This window comes from Jannaschia seosinensis, assembly GCF_001408515.1.
Classification (GTDB): domain Bacteria; phylum Pseudomonadota; class Alphaproteobacteria; order Rhodobacterales; family Rhodobacteraceae; genus Jannaschia; species Jannaschia seosinensis.
On sequence record NZ_CYPR01000043.1, the window covers coordinates 49,802 to 73,014 of the forward strand.

Below are 23,213 nucleotides of genomic sequence, written 5' to 3' on the forward strand. Positions count from 1 at the left end.
ACCCGCGGCTCCGCTCCGCCACCGCGACGGTTCGGCCGGATGATACCCGTCGAACTTTCGCAGCCAGTTCAGGCGTGGATCACGCTCGCCACGCTGGGCGTGATGCTGGTCCTCTTCGTGCGCGAAACCTACCCGACCGAGGTCGTCGCCATGTCGGGCGCGGCCTTCCTTCTGGTGGCCGGCGTCCTGCCCTACGATCTCGGCATCGCGGTCCTGTCGAACCCGGCGCCCTGGACCATCGCGGCGATGTTCCTGCTGATGGGCGCGCTCGTGCGGACGGGGGCGCTCGACTGGTTCACGCGCTTCGCGGAGGGGCAGGTCGGCTCCCGCCCGCGGCTCGCGATCGCGATCCTGCTGATCTTCGTCCTGGTCGCCTCGGCCTTCGTCGCCAACACGCCGGTCGTCGTGGTGATGATCCCCGTCTTCGTGCAACTCGCCCGCGCAATGGGCGTGGCACCCTCCAAGCTGTTGATCCCGTTGTCCTACGCCGCGATCCTCGGCGGGACGATCACGCTGATCGGCACCTCGACCAACCTTCTGGTCGACGGCGTCGCGCGGGCGCGCGGGCTGGCCCCGTTCTCGATCTTCGAAGTCGCGCCGCTGGCGATCCCGGTGGCGCTGGCGGGGCTGCTCTATCTGTGGCTTGTGGGGCGGCATCTGCTGCCGGAGCGGACGTCGATGGCAGCGATGCTGGGCGGGCCGCGCAAGGGCGCCAAATTCTTCGCCGAGGCCGTCATTCCGCCCGAATCGAACCTGATCGGCCGGGACGTGACCGACGTGAAGCTGTTTCAGCGCGAGGGCGTGCGCCTGATCGACGTCGTGCGTGGCGACGCCTCGCTGCGCCGCAACCTCGAAGGGGTGACGCTCCGGATCGGCGACCGGGTGATCGTGCGGACCGAGATCGCAGAGCTTCTGACCCTGCAGCGCAACCCCGACCTCAAGCGCATCGACCAGGTCGGCGCCGTCGAGACGACGACGGTGGAGGTCCTGATCACGCCTGACGCCAAACTCGTCGGCCGGCGTCTTGGCGCGCTGCGCCTGCGGCGGCGCTACGGGGTCTATCCACTCGCGCTGCATCGGCGGGACCGCAACATTTCGGGACAGCTCGACGACGTCGTGATCCGCGTCGGCGACACGCTTCTGATCGAGGGTTCGGCCGCGGATATCCAGCGTCTGTCCGCCGACCAGAACCTCGTGGATGTCAGTGCGCCGCGCGAACAGGCCTTCCGGCGCGAACGGTCCTGGATCCCCGTGGCTGTCGTCGCGGGGATCGTGGCGCTCTCGGCTCTGGACTTCGCGCCGATCCTGCCCCTGGCCGTGGTGGGGGCGGTGATCGTGATGCTGACCCGCGCGGTCGATGCCGACGAGGCGTTCGGCTTCATCGAGGGGCGGCTGCTGGCGATGATCTTTGCCATGCTCGCGGTCGGTGCCGCGCTTGAGACGTCGGGGGCCGTCAACATGATCGTCGATGCGATTGCGCCGGGCCTGTCGCTGCTGCCCGCATCGCTTCTGGTGCTGGCGGTCTTCGTGCTGACGTCCTTCCTGACCGAAATCGTGACGAACAACGCCGTGGCGGTGGTGCTGACCCCGATCGCCATTGCCCTGGGCGAGACGCTCGGCGTCGATCCGCGCGGGCTGGTCGTGGCGGTGATGGTCGGGGCCAGTTGCGCCTTCTCGACGCCGATCGGCTATCAGACGAACATGCTGGTCTACGGTCCCGGCGGCTACAAGTTCACCGACTTCGCGCGCGTCGGGCTGGGGATGAACATTCTGGTCGCGATCGTGTCTTCGATCTTGATCCCCTTCATCTGGCCGTTGTAGCGCCCAAGGGTCCGCCCAAGGAGATCCCCATGCGTCCGCTGCTTTGCCTCATTCCCCTCGCGCTGGTTGCCTGTATCCCGGTCGGCACCCCCGAACCCGCGCCCGGCGCCCGTGCGATCCCCGAAGGCGAGGTCGGCGTCGTTTCGGTCCGCGCCACCCCGTCCAAGCTGACGGTCCGCCTGTCGGACGGCGCCGTCTGCGAAGGGTTCCGCCCCGAGGAAGAGCCCGGCGGCTGGTCCGGCGTGACCGGCGGCTGCCCCTACGCGCTGCCCTACACGGTGACGTTCAAGCAGGGCGGCGTGGCGCAGCGCTACGTGATCGAGGCGCCGCAGCTGCCCCTGGGCGAGGACGGCGTGCCCGGGCCGCGCGCCGAGGTCTTCGTCACCGATGTGGATGGCGTGCGCCGGCTGTTCATGTCACCGCTCGACGCGAATGTCCGCTTCGGGCCGCCGCCGGGCGAGGCCGACCCGACCGGCTGAAGGCGGTCACCGTCTGCCATGCGTGCCGCATCGCGGGCGTCTATGCCCCGGCGAGGCGCGCGCTGACCGGTTGTGGCTCCAGTCCGGCGGGCGCGTCCCTGTCCTCTTCGTCGAGCCGCGCCAGCGCCGCATTCAGGCGGCGGCGCGCGACGGCGGAGCCGGTCCTGTCGGTGATGTACCCCGCGGCAATCGCCTGAAGCCAAGGCCGGTCGAGCTTTTCGACGTGGCGCAGCAGGCCCGCCAGCCATTCCGGATCGTCGCGCCGCGCCCGCCACAAGGCGGCGAACCGGGCGGGGGTGAGATCTCCACGCCCCGCCGCGGCCAGCAACGTGTCGAGGATGTCGATCGCTTCCAGGCGCCCCTGAATGTCGTGGCCGGCATGATGCGCGCGCAGGTGGGTCACATGCGCCCCCGAGAACAATGCCGCATGCATTGCATCGGCCGACTGCGTCGGGTCGGTCACGACAAAGACCCGCCGCGCCGCATCGGCCATCCGCGCCGCGTTGCCGTAGCGCGGACCGAAGGGCAGGGACCACGACGACCGGAACCGCCGCTCCCATGAGGTCAGGTCCCGGTCCAGCGTGGCGTAGGGCTGCACTAGGAACAGGGTCGCGCCCGGCGCGGCGACGGAATGGGCGGCGGCACCATAGGCCCCCATGCCGCCGCCCGCAAAGACGACCTGATCGTAGTCGTCAAACACACCTTCGTCGGTCAGCCCGTCAAAGAAATCGTGCACGTAATCGTCGCGGAACCACGTGCGCCCGTCGGCCATCACGTCGATCGTGGCCCAGCCCTCGCGCTGCGCCAACCCGGTCGAGAGGGGCAGGCCTCCCGGCCGCGCGCGCACCGCGTCGAGTGTGTCGAACGTGACGATCAACGTTCCGCCCGTCTCGCGCGCACCGGGTCGGCAGAGGATGATGTGACTATCGCCGCGTGAACAGAGTTCTCCGCCCCGCCCGGCGGCTGCCATCAGGACATGGCGATGCGCTTCGCGGCTCATCGGCGGGCTAGGGGCGTCGGACATCGGCGGTCTCACGGCTGCGGAATCGACGGCGCGGCCAAGCCGCGCCTGTGCGCACCATAGCCATCCGTGCAAAGCCTTCTGTCGGAAAAACGTCGCAATCCTTCGACGCGCCCCCGAAATTGTCGCCGTTTCGCAACGTTTGCCCGCTCAGGCCGCGAATGTGCCGCGATTCAAGACGGTCTTCCCGGTCTTTGACGGACCATGGCAGGTCTATCCGAGACAGATGCCGTCGATGGATCAGCTAGGCGCGTTCTCCTCACCGATCCGGAGGCTCCGCGCCACGACCGGTAGCCCGCGCGCCCTACGTCTCGCAGATCTCGCGCAGGGCAAGCCACGCCGTGTCGTCCAGCGCGGCCGGCATATCCGAGGGCGGGGCTTCACCTATCGGCAGCGACCGCACGGCGGCATAGGGTGCCCAGGCGAGGCCGCGTCCGGCAAAGCCGCTTTGCAGGCGCGCCGCATCGAGCGGGGGCGGGGGCGCGGAGAGCAGGGTCTCGACATGCGCGGCGACGGCCCGATCGGTCAGGGTGCCCGTGAACAGGAGGGTCGCCAGATCGCGCGCGCCAATCCCGCTCAGGAACCGCGCGAGCGGCGGGTCGCTCTCCGCCATGAGCGCGGCGGCGAGCACGTGGCCCGCCACGACCAGCGGATCGTCCTGCGCGATGAGCGTCGCCCCCGACACCGCAATCAGACCGCCGGGCAGGGCGAGCGCCGGTTCCGGCAGTCCGCGCACCACCATGAGCCGGACCGGCGTCGTCGGAAACAGCCGGTCGCGCAGCCGGCCCAAAGCCTCGTCGCCCAGCGGCGATGCGCAGACCGGGCCCGTCACGCGCGCGATCTCCTCGAGGAGCCGCTCGCCCGTCTCGACGCGTTGCGCAGGCGGCATGACGTTGCCCGCATGACCGCGCATCGCCCCCGGCAGCCAGAGCAGCAGCAGACCAACCGCGAAGCCCCCCGCGATGCCGACCGCCACACGGCGCAGCGCGCCGGGCTTCTGCCGCCCGCGTTCCACAGCGGCGACGACGCGTTCCAGCGCATCGGCGAGCAGCGTGTCCTCGACCTCCAGCACCTCGTCGGACCCTTCGACCGGAGAGAAACGGGCGGGCATCTCCCCCGGATTGCGCCGCGACAGGGCCGGCAGCGACCAATGCGCCAGCGCGGTCCCCTCGCGGTCCTGAAGCACCAGCTCCGCCTCGCCGATCACGGCATAGACGTCGCGTGCGGGGCCGTCGCCGGGGTGCCATATGGCCGGCGCCTCAAGACGCTCGATGCCGCGCAGGACGGTCATGCCGCCCTCCGATCTGCCCTTGCCCCAGCCATTCGCACTCCTCGTTGCACCGCCTTCGCGGCGGGGGGATACTGAACAGGACACGCGCGAGAGGACAAGGCCGCCGATGCAGAACCGACCCCTCCTCGCAGCGGCCTTCATTCTCGCGGGAACAGCCATCGTGTCCTTCGTCGACCAGTTCATCCGCGTCATCGCCGAACAATCGAGCCTGTGGACGTTCCACGCGCTGCGCAGCGCGATGATCCTCGCCGTCGCGGGCGCATGGCTTGCAGTGACTGGCGATCGGGTCGCGGTGCATCGGTGGCGGGCAGTGATCGCCCGCTCGATCATCCTGTCGACGGCGCTGATCATCTATTTCGGTGCGCTCGGGTTCCTTTCGGTCGCGGAGGCGGCGGCAGGCCTGTTCACCGCGCCGATCTGGGTGCTGATCCTGTCGGTCGGATTGTTTCGCCTGCGAATCGGACCGGTCCGGGTGGCGGCGGTGCTGATGGGGTTCGCGGGCGTTCTCCTGGTGCTGTCGCCGGATGCGGACGGCTTGAACCTGTGGGTCTTCGCGCCCGTCCTCGGCGGCGCGTTCTATGCCTTGGGCGCGATTGCCACGCGCGAATGGTGCGGGCCGGAGACGGCGCTCGCGCTGGTCCTCGGCTCCTTCGCGGCTTTGGGTCTCTGGGGGCTGGGCGGGATCGCCGTCCTGTCCTTGTTCGACGGTGGGGCGGGGTTTCTCGGCCAAGGCTGGATTACTCCGACGGCCGAGGTGCTCTTCTGGTGCGTTGTGCAGGCAATCGGCAGTCTGGTGGCCGTCTTCTTCCTTACCCGCGGGTATCAAAGCGCGGATGCCTCCATCGTGTCGGTCTTCGAATACGCCGTCCTCGCGTTTTCGGCCTTGTTCGGCTGGCTGGTTTGGGGCGACCTGTTGCCGCCGCTCGGCTTGCTGGGGCTGGCGCTGATCGCCGCGGCGGGCAGCCTGATCGTGCTGCGGGGCCGGAATGGGGCGCCCGATCCCGACGCCACGACGAGGCGATAAGGCGCAGGCAAACCGGCGTTCTCCGGCCCATTCGCACCGCCGCCGGGGTTCAAACCCGCGCCGACTCGTGGCAGGAACAAAAAGTCGGACCGGAACAGGTGCGGCAACGACGTGGCCTCCGCCCGTGATCGTGTGGCAGCGATCCGCCGGGCGGGCACCGCGACTTGAAGACCGGTCCGACGGGGGCTCGAGGCGCCCCCCGGCGTAATACCGCCGGTCGCCGCCCTCGCGCGACGACACGTCTCACAATCCGGGCGCGACAGGTCCATCCTGCCGCCCGTGTCTGCCGCAGGTCAGTCAAGATGGGACACGAACCCCGAATGTCGCAGCCCCCGCTCTTCAGCAAACCCGGTTTTCCGGAAACCGACCTCACCGCGCCCCCGCGGCGGGAGCCGCCGGCGCGGTTCCCGTCCGGAACGCTTCTGGCGACACCGAACGGCCCCCGCCCGGTCGAGGGGATCATCGTCGGCGACGCGGTCGTCACGGCTGACGGTCCGCGGCGGGTGGCGCAGGTGTCGCGCCGCGTGACGGCGCGGGCCGACTGGGCCTTCGCGCGCCGCATCTGGCCGGTCCGCGTGCCGGTCGGCAGTCTGGGCAATCCGCGGCCGCTGCGGCTGGCGCCCGATCAGCGGGTGATCCTTTCGGGCGACGCGGTGCAGCGCAGTTCCGGCGAGGCGGAGCTTTCGGTCCCGGTGGGCGCCCTGATCGGGCTCCGTGGCCTGATCATCGAGCGTCCGCTTGCGGCGCTGCGCTGCTTCGGGTTCGGGTTCGGGCGTCCGGCGCGGATCGAGGCGGAGTCGGTGATCTGCGTGCTCGACAAGGACGAGCCGTTCGACGCCGAGGCACGCGAGAGAGCCCGTGCGGCCTTCCTCGCGATGCAGGTCGCCGGGGAGCCGCGATTGCGCGTGCGCTGAGGCGGCCGCGACGGGTGAGGTTCCGGATTGTTCCGCGTCGTGACCGGGATTGTTGTCACGATGCGACAGGTGTGGCCAAAAAGTGGCGGATTATCGGGGGATACGCCACGGAAGGCTGCCCTAACAGGCTGCTGAAAAAGGAAATGGACCTCGACGAACTGCATCAGCCGTCTCGAAGGGATGACAAGATATTGTGCGCAGGCGCTTCCAAAACCGATATGATGTGTCGTCGTAGGAGTCGAAGATGGGCACTCAAGACTTTTTCAGCAGCCTGCTAAAACTGCTTGGAATATTACAGGAAATCGTGCCGTCTTTTCGGTAAGATTTACCGACCTGACCTGACGCCGAACGCGATCGGCCAAAGGTCAGGGCGCGGGCGGGCCTGAACAAGCAGATTTTCGGAAAGGCCCGCCATGGCCGACATCTACAGAATCAACATCTTCAGCGCGCAGGACCTGCTGAACAACGGCAAGAAGCAGCCTTTTGACGCCGACACGACGTCCATCAACGCGTGCAAGCTTCCCAGCGGCAAATACACGCTCGGCGACACGCCGCCGCAATTCGTCGATATCGTTGACGCCTATAACGACGTCACGCCCGGTCAGAGGGGCGATGCCGTCGACACCTTCGATGACGGCACGGGCGCGCGACAGTATCTGGGCAAGGACGTGACGCTGACGCTGGACGTGAACGGCACCGTGACGACGCGGACCTTTCCCGCCGGCAGTCAGGTGCAGGCCGAATTCCAGCTCGATTTCGCCAGCGGCCGGTCGATCGTCGGGCTCCGGATCGAGAACCCGGTCTCCGTCTGCGGTCCCAACAGCGAGCCGCCCTTCCTGACGGCCGGCTTTTCCTTCGTCGACGAGATCCCCGCGCCGGGCACGCCGCTCGGGAAGGTCGTGTCCCAGTCCGACAACGTCTCGATCCGCTACGCCGAGATCCCGTGCTTCCTGCCCGGTACGCTGATCCTGACGCCGGAAGGGCCGCGCGCGGTCGAGACGCTGCGCGTCGGGGACGGGGTGCTGACGGCCGATAACGGGGTGAAACGGATCCGCTGGACGGGGCGGCGCGATGTCGGCGTGGCGGACCTGACGATGCATTCCGATTGGCGCCCGATCCGCGTGTCCGCGGACCTCGTCCTGTCGCCGCTGCACCGGGTGTTGCGCCGGGATGCGGTGCTCGATCTAACGACGGGGGAGAGCGAGATGCTGGTCGAGGCGCGCCACCTCGGTCTGCCCCCCGGTGACGGGCCCGGTCAGCTACCTGCATTTCGCCTGTGACGACCATGAGATCGTGTGCGCCAACGGTCATTGGGTCGAGACGCTGCTGCGCGGGGATGCCACCTGTCCGTTGATGGCCGAAATCGCGGGGAGGAACCGTTTGCCCGCCCGCGCCCTGTTGCGCGGCTACGAGGCGCGTGCACTGGCGGCGGAGTTGCAGGCGGTCTGATCCGGCACAGACCGAAGACGACAAGGCCCGGAGGCTGCGACGCCTCCGGGCCTTTCGGTGAGAGCAATTACCAATGGGTAATTGCACCCCAAGCCATTGATCAGGCTGCGTTCCGGCTCCGAGCACCGTAAAACGTCCGGCCCTCTGTTGCCATGTCCGACAACAGCTTCGGCGTGGCGAAGCGGGGGCCATGCGTCTCGGCCAGTGCGGCGGTCGTCTCCGCCGCCCAAGCCGCGCCCACGATGTCAAGCCACGAGAACGGGCCGCCCGACCACGGCGCGAAGCCCCAGCCGAGGATCGCGCCGACATCGCCCTCGCGGATGTCCTCGAGCACGCCTTCCTCCAGCGCCCGCACCGCCTCCAGCACCTGCGCGAACATCAGACGGTTCTGGACGTGGTGCAGGTCCGGCTGCTCCTCCGCCAAGGGGTAGCGCGCGCCGAGTTCGGCCCAGAGGCCCTGCCGCTTGCCCTTTTCGTCGTAGTCGTAGAAGCCCGCGCTGGCCTTCCGGCCCAATCGGCCGGCATCGGCGAAGGCGAACAGGACCTCATCCACCGCCGCGTCCGGATAGGCGTCGCCCATGGCGGCCTTCGTGGCCTTGGCGATCTTGACGCCCAGATCGATCGACGTCTCGTCCACGAGTTGCAGCGGGCCCAGCGGGAAGCCGAGCTGCTTGGCCGCATTCTCGATCAAGGCGGGCGACACGCCCTCGGCGACCATCCGGATCCCCTCGTTGATGTAGGGGATGATGCAGCGGTTGGCGTAGAAGAACCGCGCGTCGTTCACCACGATCGGCGTCTTGCGGATCTGGCGCACGTAATCGAGCGCCTTGGCCACCGCGCGGTCACCCGTGTCGCGGCCCTTGATTATCTCCACCAGCAGCATCTTGTCGACCGGCGAGAAGAAGTGGATGCCGATGAACTGCTCCGGCCGGGCGCTCGCCTTGGCCAGCTCGGTGATCGGCAGGGTGGAGGTGTTGGTGGCGAAGATGGCCTCCTCGCCGACGACGGCCTCGACCTTCTGCGTCATCTCGGCCTTCACGCCCACATCCTCGAACACGGCCTCGACGATGAGGTCGCAACCCTTCAGCGCGTCGAGATCGGTCGTGGCGTGGATGCGGCTCAGAACCTCGTCCTTCTTCTCTCCGGTCACCTTCTTGCGCGCGATGCCCTTGTCGAGAAGCTCCGCGGAGTAATCCTTGCCCTTCTCGGCCGCGGCCTGTTCGCGATCGACAAGCACCACCTCGATGCCCGCATTGGCCGAGACATAGGCGATGCCCGCACCCATCATGCCCGCGCCGAGGACGCCGACCTTGCGCACCTTCTGGTCCGGCGCATCGGGGCGGTTCGCGCCCTTTTCCAGCGCCTCCTTGTTGATGAAGAGCGACCGGATCATCGCCTCGGAGGACGGGTTCATCAGGACATGCGTGAACCAGCGGGCCTCGATCTTCAGCGCGGTGTCGAACGGCACGAGCGCACCTTCGTAGACCGCCGAAAGGAGCGCCTTGGCCGCCGGGAAGGCGCCCTGCGTCTTGCCGTTCACCATCGCGCTCGCGCCCACGAAGGTCATGAAGCCGGCGGGATGGTAGGGCGCGCCGCCGGGCATCTTGTAGCCCTTCGCATCCCACGGCTTGACGATGTCGCTATCCTTGGCCTGCAGGACCCATTCGCGCGCCGCCGCCATGGGGTCGTCGGTCACCTCGTCGATCAGGCCCGCGGCCTTCGCCTTCTTCGGATCGCTCAGCTTGCCTTCGAGGAGGAAGGGCGAGGCCGCCATCGCGCCCAGCTTGCGGGCCAGCCGTGTCGTGCCGCCCATGCCGGGAAAGATGCCGACCATGATCTCGGGCAGGCCGATCTTGGCCTTCGGGTTGTCGGCGGCGAAGATCCGGTGGCAGGCCAGCGGGATCTCGAAGCCGATCCCCAGCGCCGTGCCCGGCAGGACGCAGGCAACCGGCTTGCCGCCCTTGAGGGTCTTTGGGTCCATGCCCGCGCGCTCCAGCTTGCGCAGGATGGCATGCGACCGCATGAGCCCGTCGAACAGGCCGCGCGCCGGGTCGTCGCCCGCCTCGGCCTTCATGCGGGCGATGACGTTGAGGTCCATGCCACCGGCAAAGCTGTCCTTGCCCGACGTGATGACGATACCCTTGACGGCATCGTCGGCCAGCGCGTCGTCGATGCAGGTCTCCAGATGCTCCCACCCTTCGAGGCTGAGCACGTTCATCGACTTGCCCGCGACGTCCCAGGTGATCGTGGCGACGCCGTCGGCATCCTTCGAGAGGGTGAAGTCGGTCATGTCGGGTCTCCATTCCGGGCATCCGCCGCGTCGGGGGCGGAGAGTTTGATGAGGGGGGTTCCGTAGTGCAGGCCGCGCGGTGTCTCGTGGATCCGGCTTCTCCGGCAGAGCCAGCGCCCGTCGATGCGATCGAGAATGTTCGAGGTGCGGTACGGTGTGATCGCGTATGTGGCTCCGCGCAGCACGTAGACCTCGTGCTCGCCCAGGATCGTGTCGGGATTGTCGGGCGCGAAGTCCACCTGCTTGGCGAGCCGGTGATAGGCCGTCGCCGCCAGGTTCTCCAGGCTTTCGCGCAGGGCGCGCAGACGCTCGATCATCTTTGCGGGATCCTCGCTGCGCGCGAGACTGTCGCCGATCACGACCTCGTGGGGATACTGCACCAGCTCGGCCGCGGTGCCGTAATCCCGCGCCCACAGGGCGCGGGACGTGACGTCCAGATGGTCCTGGTAGATGTCCCAGGCCGTCTGCATCACACGCGCTCGATGATCGTGGCCGCGCCCATGCCCGAGGCGACGCAGAGGGTGGCGAGGCCGGTCTCCCGGTCCGCGCGCTCCATCTCGTCGAGCAGGGTGCCGATGATGATCGCCCCCGACGCGCCCAGCGGATGCCCCATGGCGATGGCGCCGCCGTTGACGTTCAGCTTGCCGTGATCGATGTCGAAGGCTTGCATGAAGCGCAGCACGACGGAGGAGAACGCCTCGTTCACTTCGAACAGGTCGATGTCGCCGACCGCCATGCCGGCCTCGGTCAGGATCTTGTCGGTCACGGGGACGGGACCGGTCAGCATGATCGTCGGATCGGTGCCGATCTTGGCGGTCGCGCGGATCCGGGCCCGCGGCTTGAGGCCCCATTTCTCGCCGAACTCCTTCGACCCGATCAACACGCCCGCCGCGCCGTCGACGATGCCCGAGGAATTGCCGGCGGTGTGGATATGATTGATCCGCTCCAGATGCGGGTACTTCATCAGCGCGACCTTGTCGAAGCCGGGCATGACCTCGCCCATCGCCTTGAAGGCGGCGTCGAGGGCGCCGAGGCTCTGCATGTCGGTGCCGGGGCGGATGTATTCGTCGTGGTCGAGCACGGTCAGGCCGTTCACGTCGCGGACCGGCAGGATCGATTTCGCGAAACGTCCGTTCTCCCACGCGGCGGCGGCGCGCTTCTGGCTCTCGACGGCATAGGCGTCGGCATCGTCGCGGCTGAAGCCATACTCCGTGGCGATGATGTCGGCGGAGATGCCCTGCGGCACGAAGTAGGTCTCCATCGCGATGGAGGGATCGACCGCGATCGCCGCGCCGTCCGATCCCATCGGCACGCGGCTCATGCACTCGACGCCGCCGGCGATGTAGCCGTCGCCCGCGCCGCCGCGGATCTGGTTGGCGGCGAGGTTGACCGCCTCCATGCCCGACGCGCAGAAGCGGTTGATCGACAGGCCGGGGATCGTCTCGTGCAGCTTGGAGGCGAGCACGGCCGTCCGCGCGAGGCAGCCGCCTTGTTCGGCGACCTGGGTGGCATTGCCCCAGATCACGTCCTCGACCGCGTGGCCTTCGAGCCCGTTGCGGTCCGCCAGCCCGTCGAGCACCTGCGCCGAAAGCCGGGCAGCCGTGACCTCGTGCAGCGAGCCGTCCTTGCGGCCCTTGCCACGGGGCGTGCGGATCGCGTCGTAGATATAGGCGTCGGTCATTGGGGGCCTCCTTGTTGGCGATCCGAAGGATTGCCGGGCATCAGGTCGTAAGGATGTTTCCAGCCGGGCAGGGCGGAGATGCGCCCCAGCCAGGCATCGATTGCCGGATATTGAACACGCTCGAACGCAAACGGTTCGGGATAGAAAAGATAGCCGCACATGCCGAGGTCTGCGATCGTCGGGCGGCCGAGGGCGAGCCACTCCGCCTCCTCCAGATGCGCGTCGAGCACCTTGAGCGCGGCGCGCAGCCGCATGGCGAGGAAGACATTCGCCCCCTCCGAGCGCTTTTCCGGCGGCAGGAAGTTCATGTTGAAGCGCAGCGGACCGGCCACGCCGCTGACCTTGTGGTTGTCGAACATCTGCCAGCGCAGGATTTCGCGCCGCTCGTCGTTATCGTGGAACCCGAAACGGCCGCTTTGTTGCGCGACCCAGTCCTGGATCACCGCCGATTGCGTCAGGACGCCCTCGGGCGTCTCCAGCGCGGGAACCTCGCCCATCGGATTGATCGCGCGGAATTCGGGCGTCCGCGTTGCGCCGTGGAAGAAGTCCACGAAGACCGGCGTCCAGTCGAGCCCGCCGAGTTCAAGCGTCAGCGCCGCCTTGTAGGCATTCCCGCTTTCACCGAAGCAGTGCAGTTTCAACGTCATCTCGCGCGCCTCCTCTCCGAAGCTGCGGTTCTTCTGAACCGGGGCATCGCAAGGGACCAGCCCTTCGCGCGCCCCGGAATGTTCGCGCCAGAGGAAGAGGCGGAATCTAGCCGGTCTCCCGTTCCGCTCTGGTCAGTTTGGCACCATATTGCCGGAGCCGGTGATCGAGGCCAGCCGCATCGGTGCCGTCGAGATGCTCGAACAGGAAGGAAAGCGCATCGCCCTCCTCTAGTCCGGTATCCTCGGCGAAACGGCGAAGCCGGCGGTAGCCGGCCTCGCTCATCCGGACGGGGAATTGGCGGGTGAGGCGACGGCCGGCCATCAGAACGCCGTCGGCTCCAGCCCCATGATCGTGTCCGGACCCGTCTTGATCCGCGCCAGGTGCATCGCCGTCGCCGGAAGCTGCCGCTGCATGTAATAGCGGCCCGTGGCGATCTTGGCTTCGAGGAAGTCGCGGTCGGCGCCGTCCTGCTGCAGCCCGTCCTGCGCGGCCTTCGCCATGCGCCCCCACATCAGGCCGAGGCAGACATGGCCCATCATGTGCATGAAGTCGTAGGACCCCGACAGCGCGGCGTTCGGGTTCTTCATACCTTCCTGCATGAAGTACATCCCCGCCTCCTGCAGGTCCTTGGACGCGGCCTTGAGCGGCTCGACGAAGCCCTTCATCTCCTCGTCCTCGCCATGCTCCTTGCAGAAGGTCTTCACCATCTCGAAGAAGGCAATGACGTGCTTGCCGCCATCCTGCGCCAGCTTGCGCCCCACGAGGTCGAGGGCCTGCACTCCGTTCGCGCCCTCGTAGATCATCGCGATCCGGGCATCGCGCGCGAATTGCGACATGCCCCATTCCTCGATGTAGCCGTGCCCGCCATAGATCTGCTGCGCGGCGGTGGCGTATTCGAACCCCTTGTCCGTCAGGAAACCCTTGATGACCGGCGTGAGCAGCGAGATCAGGCCGTCCGCATCCTTGTCTTCGGTGCGGTGCGCCCGGTCGATCATGTTGGCGCCCCAGAACGTGAAGGCGCGGGCGCCCTCGACGAAGGATTTCTGGTCCATCAGGTTGCGGCGAATGTCGGGGTGCACGATGAGCGGGTCGGCCGGGCCGTCGGCGTTCTTGGCGCCGGTGACGTCGCGCCCCTGCAGCCGGTCGAGCGCGTAGGCCAGCGCGTTCTGGTAGGCGACCTCCGCCTGGGCATAGCCCTGCAGGCCGACGCCGAGCCGGGCCTCGTTCATCATCGTGAACATGGCGCGCATGCCCTTGTGCTCCTGCCCCAGCAGGTAGCCCGTCGCGCCGTCGTAATTCATCACGCAGGTGGAGTTGCCGTGGATGCCCATCTTCTCCTCGATCTTGCCGACCGAGACGCCGTTGCGCGCGCCGAGATTGCCGTCGTCATCCACAAGGATCTTTGGCACGATGAAGAGCGACACGCCCTTGATGCCCTCGGGCCCGCCCGCGATCTTGGCGAGGACGAGGTGGACGATGTTGTCCGACATGTCGTGATCGCCGGCCGAGATGAAGATCTTCTGGCCGGTGATCTTGTAGGTCCCGTCCTCCTGCGGCTCGGCCTTGGTGCGCATCATGCCCAGATCGGTGCCGGCATGCGGCTCCGTCAGATTCATCGTGCCGGTCCACTCGCAGGTCGTCAGCTTGGGAAGCCACGTCTGCTTCTGGGCATCCGTGCCGTGGGCATAGATCGCCGAATAGGCCCCGTGCGTCAGGCCCTGATACATGTTGAAGGCCATGTTTGCGGCCGACAGGATCTCCCCCACGCCGGTCTGCATCAGGTAGGGCAGGCCCTGACCGCCATATTCCACATCGCAGTCGAGCGCGGTCCAGCCGCCTTCGCGCACCTTGTTGAAGGCCTCGCGGAAGCCGGTGGGCGTGCGCACGACGCCGTTCTCGAGGTGGCACCCCTCGCGGTCGCCGACGGCGTTGAGGGGGTGGAGGACCTCCTCCGCCAGCTTCCCCGCCTCCCCCAGAACCGCGCCGGTGAAGTCGCGGTCCATCTCGTCGTAGCCGGGGATCGACTGCTCGGAGGCCTTCAGGACGTCGTGCAGGACGAACTGCATGTCCTTCGTGGGGGCGGTATAGCTGGTCATCGTGTCAACCTCCTCGAAATGTGGTGCGGGGGCGGCGGGCCCCCGTTCGTGTAAAGCGGCGGCCTAGCCGGCCTTTTTCTGCTGCATCTGGCCGATTATCTTCTCGCCCCAGTTGAGCTGCTCCTCGAGGTCGCGGATCGCCTCGTCGAGTTCGTCGCGCTGGGCGGTCATCGCCGTCAGCCGGTCGCGGCCGATCTCGATGCTGCGGGCGAATTGCGTGAACTGGCCGTCACCCAGATCGTAGAGATCCAGAAGCTGGCGAATCTCCTCGAGCGAGAAGCCGAAGCGCTTGCCGCGCAGGATCAGCTTGAGCCGGGCACGGTCGCGGCGGGTGAACCATCGCCGCTGTCCCTCGCGCTGGGGGTAGAGCAATTCTTTCGCCTCGTAGAAACGAAGCGTCCGGGGCGTGACGTCGAAAGCGTCGCACATCTGCCGGATGGTCATCAGGTCGTCGGACATCGCAGGTCTTCCTCATGCGGGACATCTTGGGTCCCGGCCGAAATGCGTTCGGCATTCCCTTGTTACAAGAATGAGTGACGTTGACGTAACCCAGACGTTACGTCACTCGGAATGGCGTGTAATTACCAGCCCTTCGGCGCGCGCCACCGCGCAAGTTTGCAATCTGGAGATGTATCGCGGACTAGTCTTTCGCCGACAATTCGCGCCGAACGCCATCGCGCAGCTCGGTCAGTTCGTCGATCGCCTCGTCGAGATGGCGCCGCCGTTCGGCCAGTTCGCCAAGCTGCCGGTCGGCCATCGCGATCCAGGCCTGCATCTGCGTGCGGCCTTCGGCATCGACGTCGTAAAGCTCCAGCCATTGCCGGATCTCCTCGAGCGAGAAGCCGAACTTCCGCCCGCGCAGGATCAGTGTCATCCGCGCGATCTCGCGCGGGCCGTAAAACCGGGTGCGGCCGTCGCGCTCGGGGCGCAGAAGCTCGATATATTCGTAGTGCCGCAGCGTTCGCGGCGTCACGTCGAACCGCGCGCACATCGCCTTGAAATCGAGCCGTTCCGTCATCGCGTCCTCCTGCGGCGCTTCTGCCATGGCGGCGCGGCCGGTGTCCATCGCGGCGCTTGCGGCGGCGGCCGGGGCGGGGCAAGGCTGCGCCCCATGACAGACGCTCCCGAAGAAGACGGCCGCACCCGCGCCGCCCACCAGTTCATCGCCGCCCTGCCGCATTGCCGCGCCCTGTCGATGCGTGTCGAACGGCTGGGCGAGGGCGAGGCCGAAATATCCATGCCCTGGGCCGAGGACCTGGTCGGCGACCCCCGGACCGGGGTGATCCATGGCGGCGTCATCTCGACGCTGATGGATACGACGGGCGGGGCCGCCGTGCTGAGCCACGAGACCGGCGCGCTGGCGACGGCGACGATGGACCTGCGCATCGACTACATGCGCGGCGCGACCCCGCATCACCGGATCACCGCGCGCGCCACCTGCTTTCACGTCACGCGCGCGGTGGCCTTCGTGCGCGCTGAGGCCTTCGACGAGGATGCCGAGAGGGGACCCGTCGCCGTGGCCAACGGCGCCTTCACGCTGGAGCGCGGGGCATGAGGCGGCCGGAGCCGGTGCAGGTCGTCAAGCAACGCCGCGACGCGGCGCTGTCGGCGCTGGTGGACGGGGTGCCGTACATCCGCTTTCTCGGCATCGGGTTCGAGCGGCGCGGCGATGAGCTGACGGGGGTGCTGCGCTACGACGACAAGCTGATCGGCAATCCCGCGCTGCCGGCACTGCATGGCGGGGTGACGGCGGCGTTCCTCGAGGTGACGGCGATCGTGACGCTGTCCTGGGCGATGCTCTGGGACGACCTTGAGGCCGGCCGGCTCGACGCCGAGGAGATGAGCCTCGACGCGCTGCGCCTGCCCAAGACCATCGACTTCACCGTCGATTACCTGCGCTCCGGCCTGCCGCGCGACGCCTATGCGCGGGCGCGGCTGAACCGCTCCGGCCGGCGCTATTCCAGCGTCCACGTCGAAGGGTGGCAGGACAATCGCGGCAAGCTCTTCGCCCAGGGCACCGGCCATTTCCTGATGCCGCCGCGGGAATGACCGCCGCCGCGCAGGCGGAGTTGTCGAACCGCCGGATTCTCAAGGTCGCCGTGCCCGTCGTGCTGTCGAACGCGACGGTCCCGATTCTCGGCATCGTCGATACCGGCGTGGTGGGGCAATTGGGCGAGGCCGCGCCGATCGCCGCCGTGGGGGCGGGGGCGGTGATCCTGTCGGCGATCTACTGGATCTTCGGGTTCCTGCGGATGGGGACGACGGGCCTCGCGGCGCAGGCTCTCGGCGCGGGCGACCGGGCCGAGGTGGTGGCCCTCCTGACGCGCGCGCTGCTGATCGCGGCGGCGGCGGGCGCGGTGCTGATCGCGCTGCAATGGGCGATCTTCGCGGCCGCCTTCCACGCCGCGCCGACCGCGCCCGAAACCGAGGCCCTGGCCCGGACCTACATGGCGATCCGCATCTGGTCCTCGCCCGCCGCGATTGCGGTCTACGGCATCACCGGCTGGCTCATCGCGCAGGAGCGGACGGCCGCGGTCCTCGTGGTGCAGGTGGCGATGAACGGGGCAAACATCCTGCTCGACCTGTGGTTCGTGCTGGGCCTCGATCTGGGCGTGGCGGGCGTGGGCTGGGCCACGTTCATCGCGGAATGGTCCGGCGCGGCGATTGGCCTGTGGTTCTGCCGCGACGCCTTTCGCAGCCCCGCATGGCGCGATGGGCGGCAAGTCTTCGACGCGCCGCGTCTCCGGCGCATGGTCGCGGTGAATGGCGACATCATGATCCGGTCGATCCTCCTTCAGATCACGTTCACGTCTTTCCTGCTGACAGGGGGCGTGTTCGGAACGGTGACGCTGGCCGCCAATCAGGTGCTGCTGCAATTCCTCTACGTGACGTCCTACGCGATGGACGGCTTTGCCTTCGCCGCCGAGGCGCTGGTCGGGCGGTTCTTCGGCGCGCGCGACCGGTCGCGCCTGCGCCGGGCGGTGATGCTGTGCGCGCTTTGGGGGCTGGGCACGGTGGCGGCGCTGTCGCTGGCTTTCGCGCTGGGTGGGGGCTGGATCGTGGACACGATGGCCAAGGCGCCGGAGGTGCGGGCGGCGGCGCGCGCCTATCTGCCGTGGATGGTGGCCGCCCCGCTGATCGGCTGTGCGGCTTGGATGCTGGACGGCGTATTCATCGGCGCTACGCGGACGGCGGACATGCGCAACATGATGATCCTCAGCTTTCTCGCCTATCTCGGGGCGCTGGTGCTCCTGGTGCCGCTCATGGGCAACCATGGCCTCTGGGCTGCGCTGATGGTGAGCTTTGCCGCGCGCGGGATCACCCTCGGCTGGCGGTATCCCGCGCTGGAGCGGGCGACGACCGACGCGTGAGAACTTACCCCGAAAAAATGTGACGCCGTTTCAAAATCTTGCAGCAATTACCCATGGGTAATCGCCTCAGAGCCAGCGGTCCCTGTCGGTCCCGACCGCCTCGGCCACGCTGCTGAACCCGTCGCGTTCGAGTGCGGCATCGAGGTCCCGCGCGATGTTCGCGGCCATCCCGATCCCGCCATAGACGAGCGCGGTGTAAAGCTGCACCGCCGAGGCGCCGGCGCGGATCTTGGCATAGGCCTGCGCGCCGGTCTCCACCCCGCCCACACCGATCAGCGGCAGGTCGGTCAGCGTCGAGAGCCGGGCCAGCACCCGCGTCGCGCGTTCGAAGAGCGGCCGTCCCGAAAGGCCCCCGGCCTCGCCGCCATGACGCGAGCGCAGCCCGTCGCGGGCAAGCGTGGTATTCGTGGCGACGATCGCGTCCACGCCGCGCGCCGCCTCGGCCACCTGCTCCAGCTCCGGTTCCGACAGGTCCGGCGCGATCTTGAGCCAGACCGGGATGCGCCGGGGCAGGGCATCGCGCGCCGCCAGCACTCCGGCCAGCAGGGCCGACAGCGCCTCCGCCCCCTGAAGGTCGCGCAAACGCTCGGTGTTCGGGCTGCTCACGTTGACAGTCGCGAAGTCCACATGCGGGCCGCAGGTCGTCAGGACGCGCGCGAAATCGGCGGCGCGGTCGTCGCTGTCCTTGTTGGCGCCGAGGTTCAGGCCGATCACCGCATCGGGCGGACGGGCGGCGAGGCGCGCGGCGATGTTCTCCGCCCCGTCATTGTTGAAGCCGAAGCGGTTGATTGCGGCCGCATCCTCCGACAGGCGGAACAGACGCGGCTTCGGGTTGCCCGGCTGCGGGCGCGGCGTGGCGGCGCCGACCTCCAGAAAGCCGAAGCCGGTGCGGGCGAGGGGGGCGAGCGCGGTGGCGTTCTTGTCGAACCCGGCCGCCAGCCCCACGGGATTGGGCAGCGCGAGGCCGCCCACGGATGTCATCAGGCGCCGCGACGTGACGGGCCCGCCGCGCGGCCCGAGCCCCGCCCGCAAGGCCGCCAGCGCGAGACCATGCGCACGCTCCGGGTCGAGACGGTGGAGGAGCGCGAGGCCCGCCCGCTCGATCATTCGAGCCCGGCGGGAAAGACGTGGCGGCCGTCTTTCATCGCGATCGGCTGCGCCCAGGCGACCTGATCGAGGCGGAGGGGCGCGTAGAGATGCGGAAAATCTACCCCGCCGCGCGACGGCTCCCAGCGCAGGTTGTCGGCGACGGAGGCGTCCTCCACCGCGACGAGCCACAGACCGTCGATGCCGTTGAAATGCTTTGCCGCGGTCTCCTCCACCTGATCGGCGGTGGAGAAGTGGATGAACCCGTCGCTCAGATCGACGGGCGCGCCGGTCGTTGCCCCGTCGGCCTCGAGCGCGTGCCATTCGGGCGTTCTGAATATCTTGTAGATCATCGCTTCGGGATGCCCAACGCGCGCGGTCGCGTCAACCGCCGCGGCCGTCATATGGCTTTGACATTCGCCGGCCAAACCGCACACCATCCGGGCACCAACACGGGGAACACCGAACCATGACACGTTTTCTGACCGCAACCGCCGCGCTCGCGCTGACCGCCGGGGCGGCGCAGGCCTATGACCTGACGATCCTGCACACCAACGATTTCCACGCCCGCTTCGAGCCGATCAGCCCCTATGACGGCCCCTGCGACCCCGAGGACAACGCCGCCGGCGAATGTTTCGGCGGCACCGCGCGCCTTGTGAACGCGATCGCCGATGCCAAGGCGCGCAACGACAACACGCTTCTGGTGGATGGCGGCGATCAGTTTCAGGGGACGCTGTTCTACACCTACTACAAGGGGGCGGTCGCGGCCGAGATGATGAACATGCTCGGCTACGACGCGATGACGGTGGGCAACCACGAATTCGACGATGGTCCCGAGGTGCTGCGCAGTTTCGCCGCCGAGATCGAGTTTCCGATCCTGATGTCGAACGCCGATATCAGCCGCGAGCCGATCCTGTCGGATGCGATCGAGAAATCCACCGTGATCGAGAAGAACGGTGAGCGGATCGGCCTGATCGGCCTGACGCCGCAGGATACCGACGAGCTGGCCTCGCCCGGGCCGAACGTCATCTTTACCGATCCCGTCGATGCGGTGCAGTCCGAGGTGGACCGCCTGACCGCCGACGGCGTCAACAAGATCGTCGTGCTGAGCCATTCGGGCTACGGCGTCGATCAGCGCGTCGCGCGCGAGACGACCGGCGTCGACGTGATCGTGGGCGGCCATTCCAACACGCTGCTGGGCGAGATGGAGGGTGCCGAGGGGCCCTATCCGACCATGGTGGGCGACACCGCCATCGTGCAGGCCTATGCCTATGGCAAGTATCTGGGCGAGCTGGACGTGACCTTCGACGACGAGGGCAAGGTCGTCTCGGCCAGCGGACAGCCGCTGGTGATCGACGCCAATGTCGCCGAGGACCAGGCCGCGCTCGACCGCATCGCGGTGCTTGCCGAGCCGCTCGAGGAGATCCGCAACGAGGTCGTGGCCTCGACCACCGCGCCGATCGTGGGCGAGCGGGAGGTCTGCCGCGCCGGGGAATGCGAGATGGGCTCGCTCATCGCCGATGCGATGCTCGACCGGGTCGCGGATCAGGGCATCGCCATCGCAATCCAGAACGGCGGCGGCATCCGTGCCTCCATCGACGAGGGTGAGATCACGATGGGCGAGGTCCTGACGGTCCTGCCGTTCCAGAACACGCTCGCCACCTTCGAGACGACGGGGGAGACGGTCGTGGCCGCGCTTGAGAACGGCGTGAGCCAGGTCGAGGAGGGGGCCGGGCGCTTCCCGCAGGTCGCCGGCCTGACCTTCGCCTTCGATCCCTCGGCCGAGCCGGGCAACCGGGTCAGCGACGTGATGGTCGGCGGAGAGCCTATCGACATGGACGCGACCTATGGCGTAGTCACGAACAACTACGTCCGCACCGGCGGCGACGGCTACGCGATGTTCCTGAACGCCGAGAACGCCTACGATTTTGGTCCGGGGCTCGAGGTCGTCCTGGCCGACTACATCTCGGAGCAGGGCAGCGGGTTCACGCCCTACACCGATGGTCGCATCACGGAGAAGTGAGACCGGCGGACTATCGCCACGGGAGGGCGCTTTTGCAAAAGTGCCCTCTTATACGTTTACAGGCACCGCGATATTAGCCATCGCCTTCCGGTGACGGTTTAACGGCGCGAGGCCGCGTCCGCTACACGAAGACGATGGCGGCGCAGCTCGGAGAGGGGTGACCGATGACGCTCGACAAGGTAATCACTCGCGAAAGCGATCGGCTTGACGTGATTGCGCAGCTCTTTCCCGATGGCCCGCGCCGGGACGGCACGTTCGACGACACGGTGGACCTCGTCGCGCGGATCACCGGCTGTCCCATCGCGATCGTCACCATCCTGCGCGAGGACGATCAGGCCTTTGAGGCCTGCACGGGGCTCGATTTCGATGGCACATCGGTCGAAAGCGCGGTTTGCGCCCATGCGCTCCTGCAGGATGAACTGCTGGAGATCTGCGACATGCGGCTCGACATGCGGACGGCGGAAAATCCTCTCGTGACCAATCCGGACGACCCGCTTCTGTTTTATGCCGGAGCGCAGTTGCGGACGGAGGCGGGGGTGCCGCTGGGGACGCTGTGCGTGTTCGACCGGCGGCCGCGGCGGCTCGGGGATCACGAGCGGCGGGCGCTTCGCATCCTCGCCGATCAGATTTCGCGCGAGATCGAGCTTCGGGCAAAGGTTGAACGGCAGGAATCGCTGCGGCGTGAGGCCGATCACCGCGTCAAGAACAGCCTCACCAGCATCGCAGCGATGACGCGCATGGCCTCGCGCGGGGCATCCGATGAGACGCGCGCCGTGCTGGCCGCAGTCGAGCAGCGGATCAACGTGATGGCGGAGCTGCATGGCGAGCTTTACCGCACCGTCGATCCGGAGGCGCCGATCCCGGTGCACGATTTCCTCGGCCGGGTTCTCTCGCACCTGTCGGGCATCGCGCCGCCGGGCGTGTCGGTCGAGGCGCGGCTTGCGCCGGTCTCGCTTGCCGGGCCGCAGGCGGCGGCGCTGGGCATCTTGCTCAACGAGATGGTGAGCAATGCGTGCAAACACGCCTTTCCCGAAGGGCAGAAGGGTCTGATCGTCATCGAGGGTCAGGTGCGGCCGGGCGGGCGCTATGCCCTGACCTGTGTCGATGACGGGGTCGGCGGCGGGGATGGCCCGGACCCGGCATCGGGGTCGGGTCTGGGGCATAGGATCATGGAGTCCGCGGCGTTGCAGCTTGGCGGAACGCTTCATCTCGCAGCGGTCGAGACGGGGTTCCGGGCCGAACTGGATTTTCCACTGCCGGAAGCCTAGAGCCCGCCGATGTGCGGGCGCTTCGTTCTGACCGAACCCCAAGCCGGGATGGCGGCGTTATTCGCGGCGACGCCGTCCAATGATGTGCCCGAGGGGCCGCGCTTCAACATCTGTCCGACGACGCAGGTTGCGGCCATCACCGCGCAGGACGAGGCGCGGCGGCTGGTGTCGATGCGATGGGGCTTCGTACCCCACTGGTATAAGACGCCGACGGATGGGCCGCTGCTGATCAATGCGCGCGCGGAGAGCGTGGCGGAGAAGCCGGCCTTCCGCGAAGCTTGTCGTGCGCGTCGATGCCTGATCCCAATGACCGGCTTTTACGAGTGGCGTAAGGATGCGGAGGGTGCCCGTATTCCGTGGTACTTTCACTCGGCGGCGGGTCCCCGCGCCTTTGCGGGCATCTGGCAGGATTGGGGGCCGGACGGGATTGCGACCTGCGCCATCGTCACCTGCGCGGCCGGGCCGGCAATGGCGGAGATTCACCACCGGGAGCCTGTGACGCTCGCTCCCGAGGACTGGCCGATGTGGCTGGGTGAGGAGGGGCACGGGGCGGCGCGGCTGATGCGGGCGGCGCCCGACGGGGCGCTGGTGCGGCATCGCGTCGGGCGTGCGGTGAACTCGAACCGTACGGAGGGGCCGGATCTGATCGAGCCGATCGAAGAGGAGGACTAAGGGGGGAGCCTGCGGAAAGCTGTCCTGACTTGGGTGGGCAAACCAGCCCCGGGCGTTTCCAACCGGAGCCGGTTTAGCA

At 67.9% G+C, this 23,213-nt stretch carries 24 protein-coding genes; 12 read left to right on the top strand and 12 right to left on the bottom strand.

What is annotated here, in order from left to right; genetic code table 11:
* Positions 1–39: 39 nt before the first annotated feature.
* Positions 40–1,821: an SLC13 family permease gene (locus tag JSE7799_RS03745; protein WP_055662408.1), complete on the top strand. Its 1,782-nt coding sequence runs from the start codon at positions 40–42 to the stop codon at positions 1,819–1,821.
* Positions 1,822–1,850: 29 nt separating this feature from the next.
* Positions 1,851–2,300 carry a hypothetical protein gene (locus JSE7799_RS03750; RefSeq protein WP_055662409.1) on the top strand — a complete coding sequence of 150 codons (450 nt, stop codon included), beginning with the start codon at positions 1,851–1,853 and terminating at the stop codon, positions 2,298–2,300.
* 40 nt (positions 2,301–2,340) lie between these two features.
* Here JSE7799_RS03750 and JSE7799_RS03755 read toward each other — a convergent pair whose 3' ends face one another.
* Entirely contained in the window at positions 2,341–3,324 is a 984-nt protein-coding gene (locus JSE7799_RS03755; protein WP_144431544.1) for a phosphoadenosine phosphosulfate reductase, read from the bottom strand.
* Between the two features lie 301 nt (positions 3,325–3,625).
* Entirely contained in the window at positions 3,626–4,612 is a 987-nt protein-coding gene (locus tag JSE7799_RS03760; protein ID WP_055662411.1) for a hypothetical protein, read from the bottom strand.
* Between the two features lie 106 nt (positions 4,613–4,718).
* Between JSE7799_RS03760 and JSE7799_RS03765 the strand changes: the two genes are divergently transcribed.
* From JSE7799_RS03765 to JSE7799_RS20885, 4 genes are all read left to right on the top strand, one after another.
* Positions 4,719–5,636: a DMT family transporter gene (locus JSE7799_RS03765; protein WP_055662412.1), complete on the top strand. Its 918-nt coding sequence runs from the start codon at positions 4,719–4,721 to the stop codon at positions 5,634–5,636.
* A gap of 302 nt (positions 5,637–5,938) precedes the next feature.
* Entirely contained in the window at positions 5,939–6,550 is a 612-nt protein-coding gene (locus JSE7799_RS03770) for a Hint domain-containing protein (RefSeq protein ID WP_083480232.1), read from the top strand.
* A gap of 413 nt (positions 6,551–6,963) precedes the next feature.
* Positions 6,964–7,830 (top strand): Hint domain-containing protein, encoded by an 867-nt coding sequence (locus JSE7799_RS03775; protein WP_055662414.1) that lies wholly within the window; start codon positions 6,964–6,966, stop codon positions 7,828–7,830.
* Positions 7,793–7,999, top strand: a complete 207-nt coding sequence (locus JSE7799_RS20885) for a Hint domain-containing protein (RefSeq protein WP_055662415.1) — start codon at positions 7,793–7,795, stop codon at positions 7,997–7,999. Before JSE7799_RS03775 ends, JSE7799_RS20885 begins: the two co-directional genes overlap by 38 nt.
* Positions 8,000–8,099: 100 nt before the next feature.
* Here the strand turns inward: JSE7799_RS20885 and JSE7799_RS03785 are convergent, their stop codons facing one another.
* From JSE7799_RS03785 to JSE7799_RS03820, 8 genes are all read right to left on the bottom strand, one after another.
* Positions 8,100–10,289, bottom strand: a complete 2,190-nt coding sequence (locus tag JSE7799_RS03785; RefSeq protein ID WP_055662416.1) for a 3-hydroxyacyl-CoA dehydrogenase NAD-binding domain-containing protein — start codon at positions 10,287–10,289, stop codon at positions 8,100–8,102.
* Positions 10,286–10,759 (bottom strand): hypothetical protein, encoded by a 474-nt coding sequence (locus tag JSE7799_RS03790; protein ID WP_055662417.1) that lies wholly within the window; start codon positions 10,757–10,759, stop codon positions 10,286–10,288. The genes JSE7799_RS03785 and JSE7799_RS03790 overlap by 4 nt, the downstream gene beginning before the upstream one ends.
* Positions 10,759–11,970 carry an acetyl-CoA C-acetyltransferase gene (locus JSE7799_RS03795; protein ID WP_055662418.1) on the bottom strand — a complete coding sequence of 404 codons (1,212 nt, stop codon included), beginning with the start codon at positions 11,968–11,970 and terminating at the stop codon, positions 10,759–10,761. Before JSE7799_RS03795 ends, JSE7799_RS03790 begins: the two co-directional genes overlap by 1 nt.
* On the bottom strand, positions 11,967–12,617 hold the full coding sequence (locus JSE7799_RS03800) for a glutathione S-transferase family protein (protein WP_055662419.1): 651 nt from the start codon (positions 12,615–12,617) through the stop codon (positions 11,967–11,969). Before JSE7799_RS03800 ends, JSE7799_RS03795 begins: the two co-directional genes overlap by 4 nt.
* 106 nt (positions 12,618–12,723) lie before the next feature.
* The gene (locus JSE7799_RS03805) at positions 12,724–12,939 is read right to left on the bottom strand and encodes a hypothetical protein (protein WP_055662420.1); all 216 of its coding nucleotides are present in this window, start codon (positions 12,937–12,939) and stop codon (positions 12,724–12,726) included.
* On the bottom strand, positions 12,939–14,714 hold the full coding sequence (locus JSE7799_RS03810) for an acyl-CoA dehydrogenase C-terminal domain-containing protein (RefSeq protein WP_055662421.1): 1,776 nt from the start codon (positions 14,712–14,714) through the stop codon (positions 12,939–12,941). Before JSE7799_RS03810 ends, JSE7799_RS03805 begins: the two co-directional genes overlap by 1 nt.
* A 63-nt stretch (positions 14,715–14,777) precedes the next feature.
* On the bottom strand, positions 14,778–15,173 hold the full coding sequence (locus JSE7799_RS03815) for a MerR family transcriptional regulator (protein ID WP_055662422.1): 396 nt from the start codon (positions 15,171–15,173) through the stop codon (positions 14,778–14,780).
* Between the two features lie 181 nt (positions 15,174–15,354).
* Positions 15,355–15,780, bottom strand: a complete 426-nt coding sequence (locus JSE7799_RS03820) for a MerR family transcriptional regulator (RefSeq protein WP_370736639.1) — start codon at positions 15,778–15,780, stop codon at positions 15,355–15,357.
* Positions 15,781–15,825: 45 nt separating this feature from the next.
* On the opposite strand from JSE7799_RS03820, the gene JSE7799_RS03825 reads away from it, so the two are divergent.
* Genes JSE7799_RS03825 through JSE7799_RS03835 form a run of 3 tightly spaced genes read left to right on the top strand, consistent with a single transcriptional unit; the run spans position 15,826 to position 18,085 of the window.
* On the top strand, positions 15,826–16,269 hold the full coding sequence (locus tag JSE7799_RS03825; protein ID WP_055662423.1) for a PaaI family thioesterase: 444 nt from the start codon (positions 15,826–15,828) through the stop codon (positions 16,267–16,269).
* Positions 16,266–16,763: a PaaI family thioesterase gene (locus JSE7799_RS03830; RefSeq protein ID WP_055662424.1), complete on the top strand. Its 498-nt coding sequence runs from the start codon at positions 16,266–16,268 to the stop codon at positions 16,761–16,763. Before JSE7799_RS03825 ends, JSE7799_RS03830 begins: the two co-directional genes overlap by 4 nt.
* Positions 16,760–18,085, top strand: a complete 1,326-nt coding sequence (locus JSE7799_RS03835; RefSeq protein WP_055662425.1) for an MATE family efflux transporter — start codon at positions 16,760–16,762, stop codon at positions 18,083–18,085. Before JSE7799_RS03830 ends, JSE7799_RS03835 begins: the two co-directional genes overlap by 4 nt.
* A 66-nt stretch (positions 18,086–18,151) precedes the next feature.
* On the opposite strand, the gene JSE7799_RS03840 is transcribed toward JSE7799_RS03835, so the two are convergent.
* Positions 18,152–19,192: a quinone-dependent dihydroorotate dehydrogenase gene (locus JSE7799_RS03840; protein WP_055662426.1), complete on the bottom strand. Its 1,041-nt coding sequence runs from the start codon at positions 19,190–19,192 to the stop codon at positions 18,152–18,154.
* Entirely contained in the window at positions 19,189–19,524 is a 336-nt protein-coding gene (locus JSE7799_RS03845; RefSeq protein WP_055662434.1) for a DUF952 domain-containing protein, read from the bottom strand. The genes JSE7799_RS03840 and JSE7799_RS03845 overlap by 4 nt, the downstream gene beginning before the upstream one ends.
* A gap of 116 nt (positions 19,525–19,640) precedes the next feature.
* On the opposite strand from JSE7799_RS03845, the gene JSE7799_RS03850 reads away from it, so the two are divergent.
* The 3 genes from JSE7799_RS03850 (at position 19,641) to JSE7799_RS03860 (ending at position 23,134) form a co-directional block, all read left to right on the top strand.
* Positions 19,641–21,194: a bifunctional metallophosphatase/5'-nucleotidase gene (locus JSE7799_RS03850; RefSeq protein WP_055662427.1), complete on the top strand. Its 1,554-nt coding sequence runs from the start codon at positions 19,641–19,643 to the stop codon at positions 21,192–21,194.
* A gap of 164 nt (positions 21,195–21,358) precedes the next feature.
* Positions 21,359–22,462, top strand: a complete 1,104-nt coding sequence (locus JSE7799_RS03855; RefSeq protein WP_055662428.1) for a histidine kinase dimerization/phosphoacceptor domain -containing protein — start codon at positions 21,359–21,361, stop codon at positions 22,460–22,462.
* A gap of 9 nt (positions 22,463–22,471) precedes the next feature.
* Positions 22,472–23,134, top strand: a complete 663-nt coding sequence (locus JSE7799_RS03860) for an SOS response-associated peptidase (RefSeq protein WP_055662429.1) — start codon at positions 22,472–22,474, stop codon at positions 23,132–23,134.
* Positions 23,135–23,213: the final 79 nt, after the last annotated feature.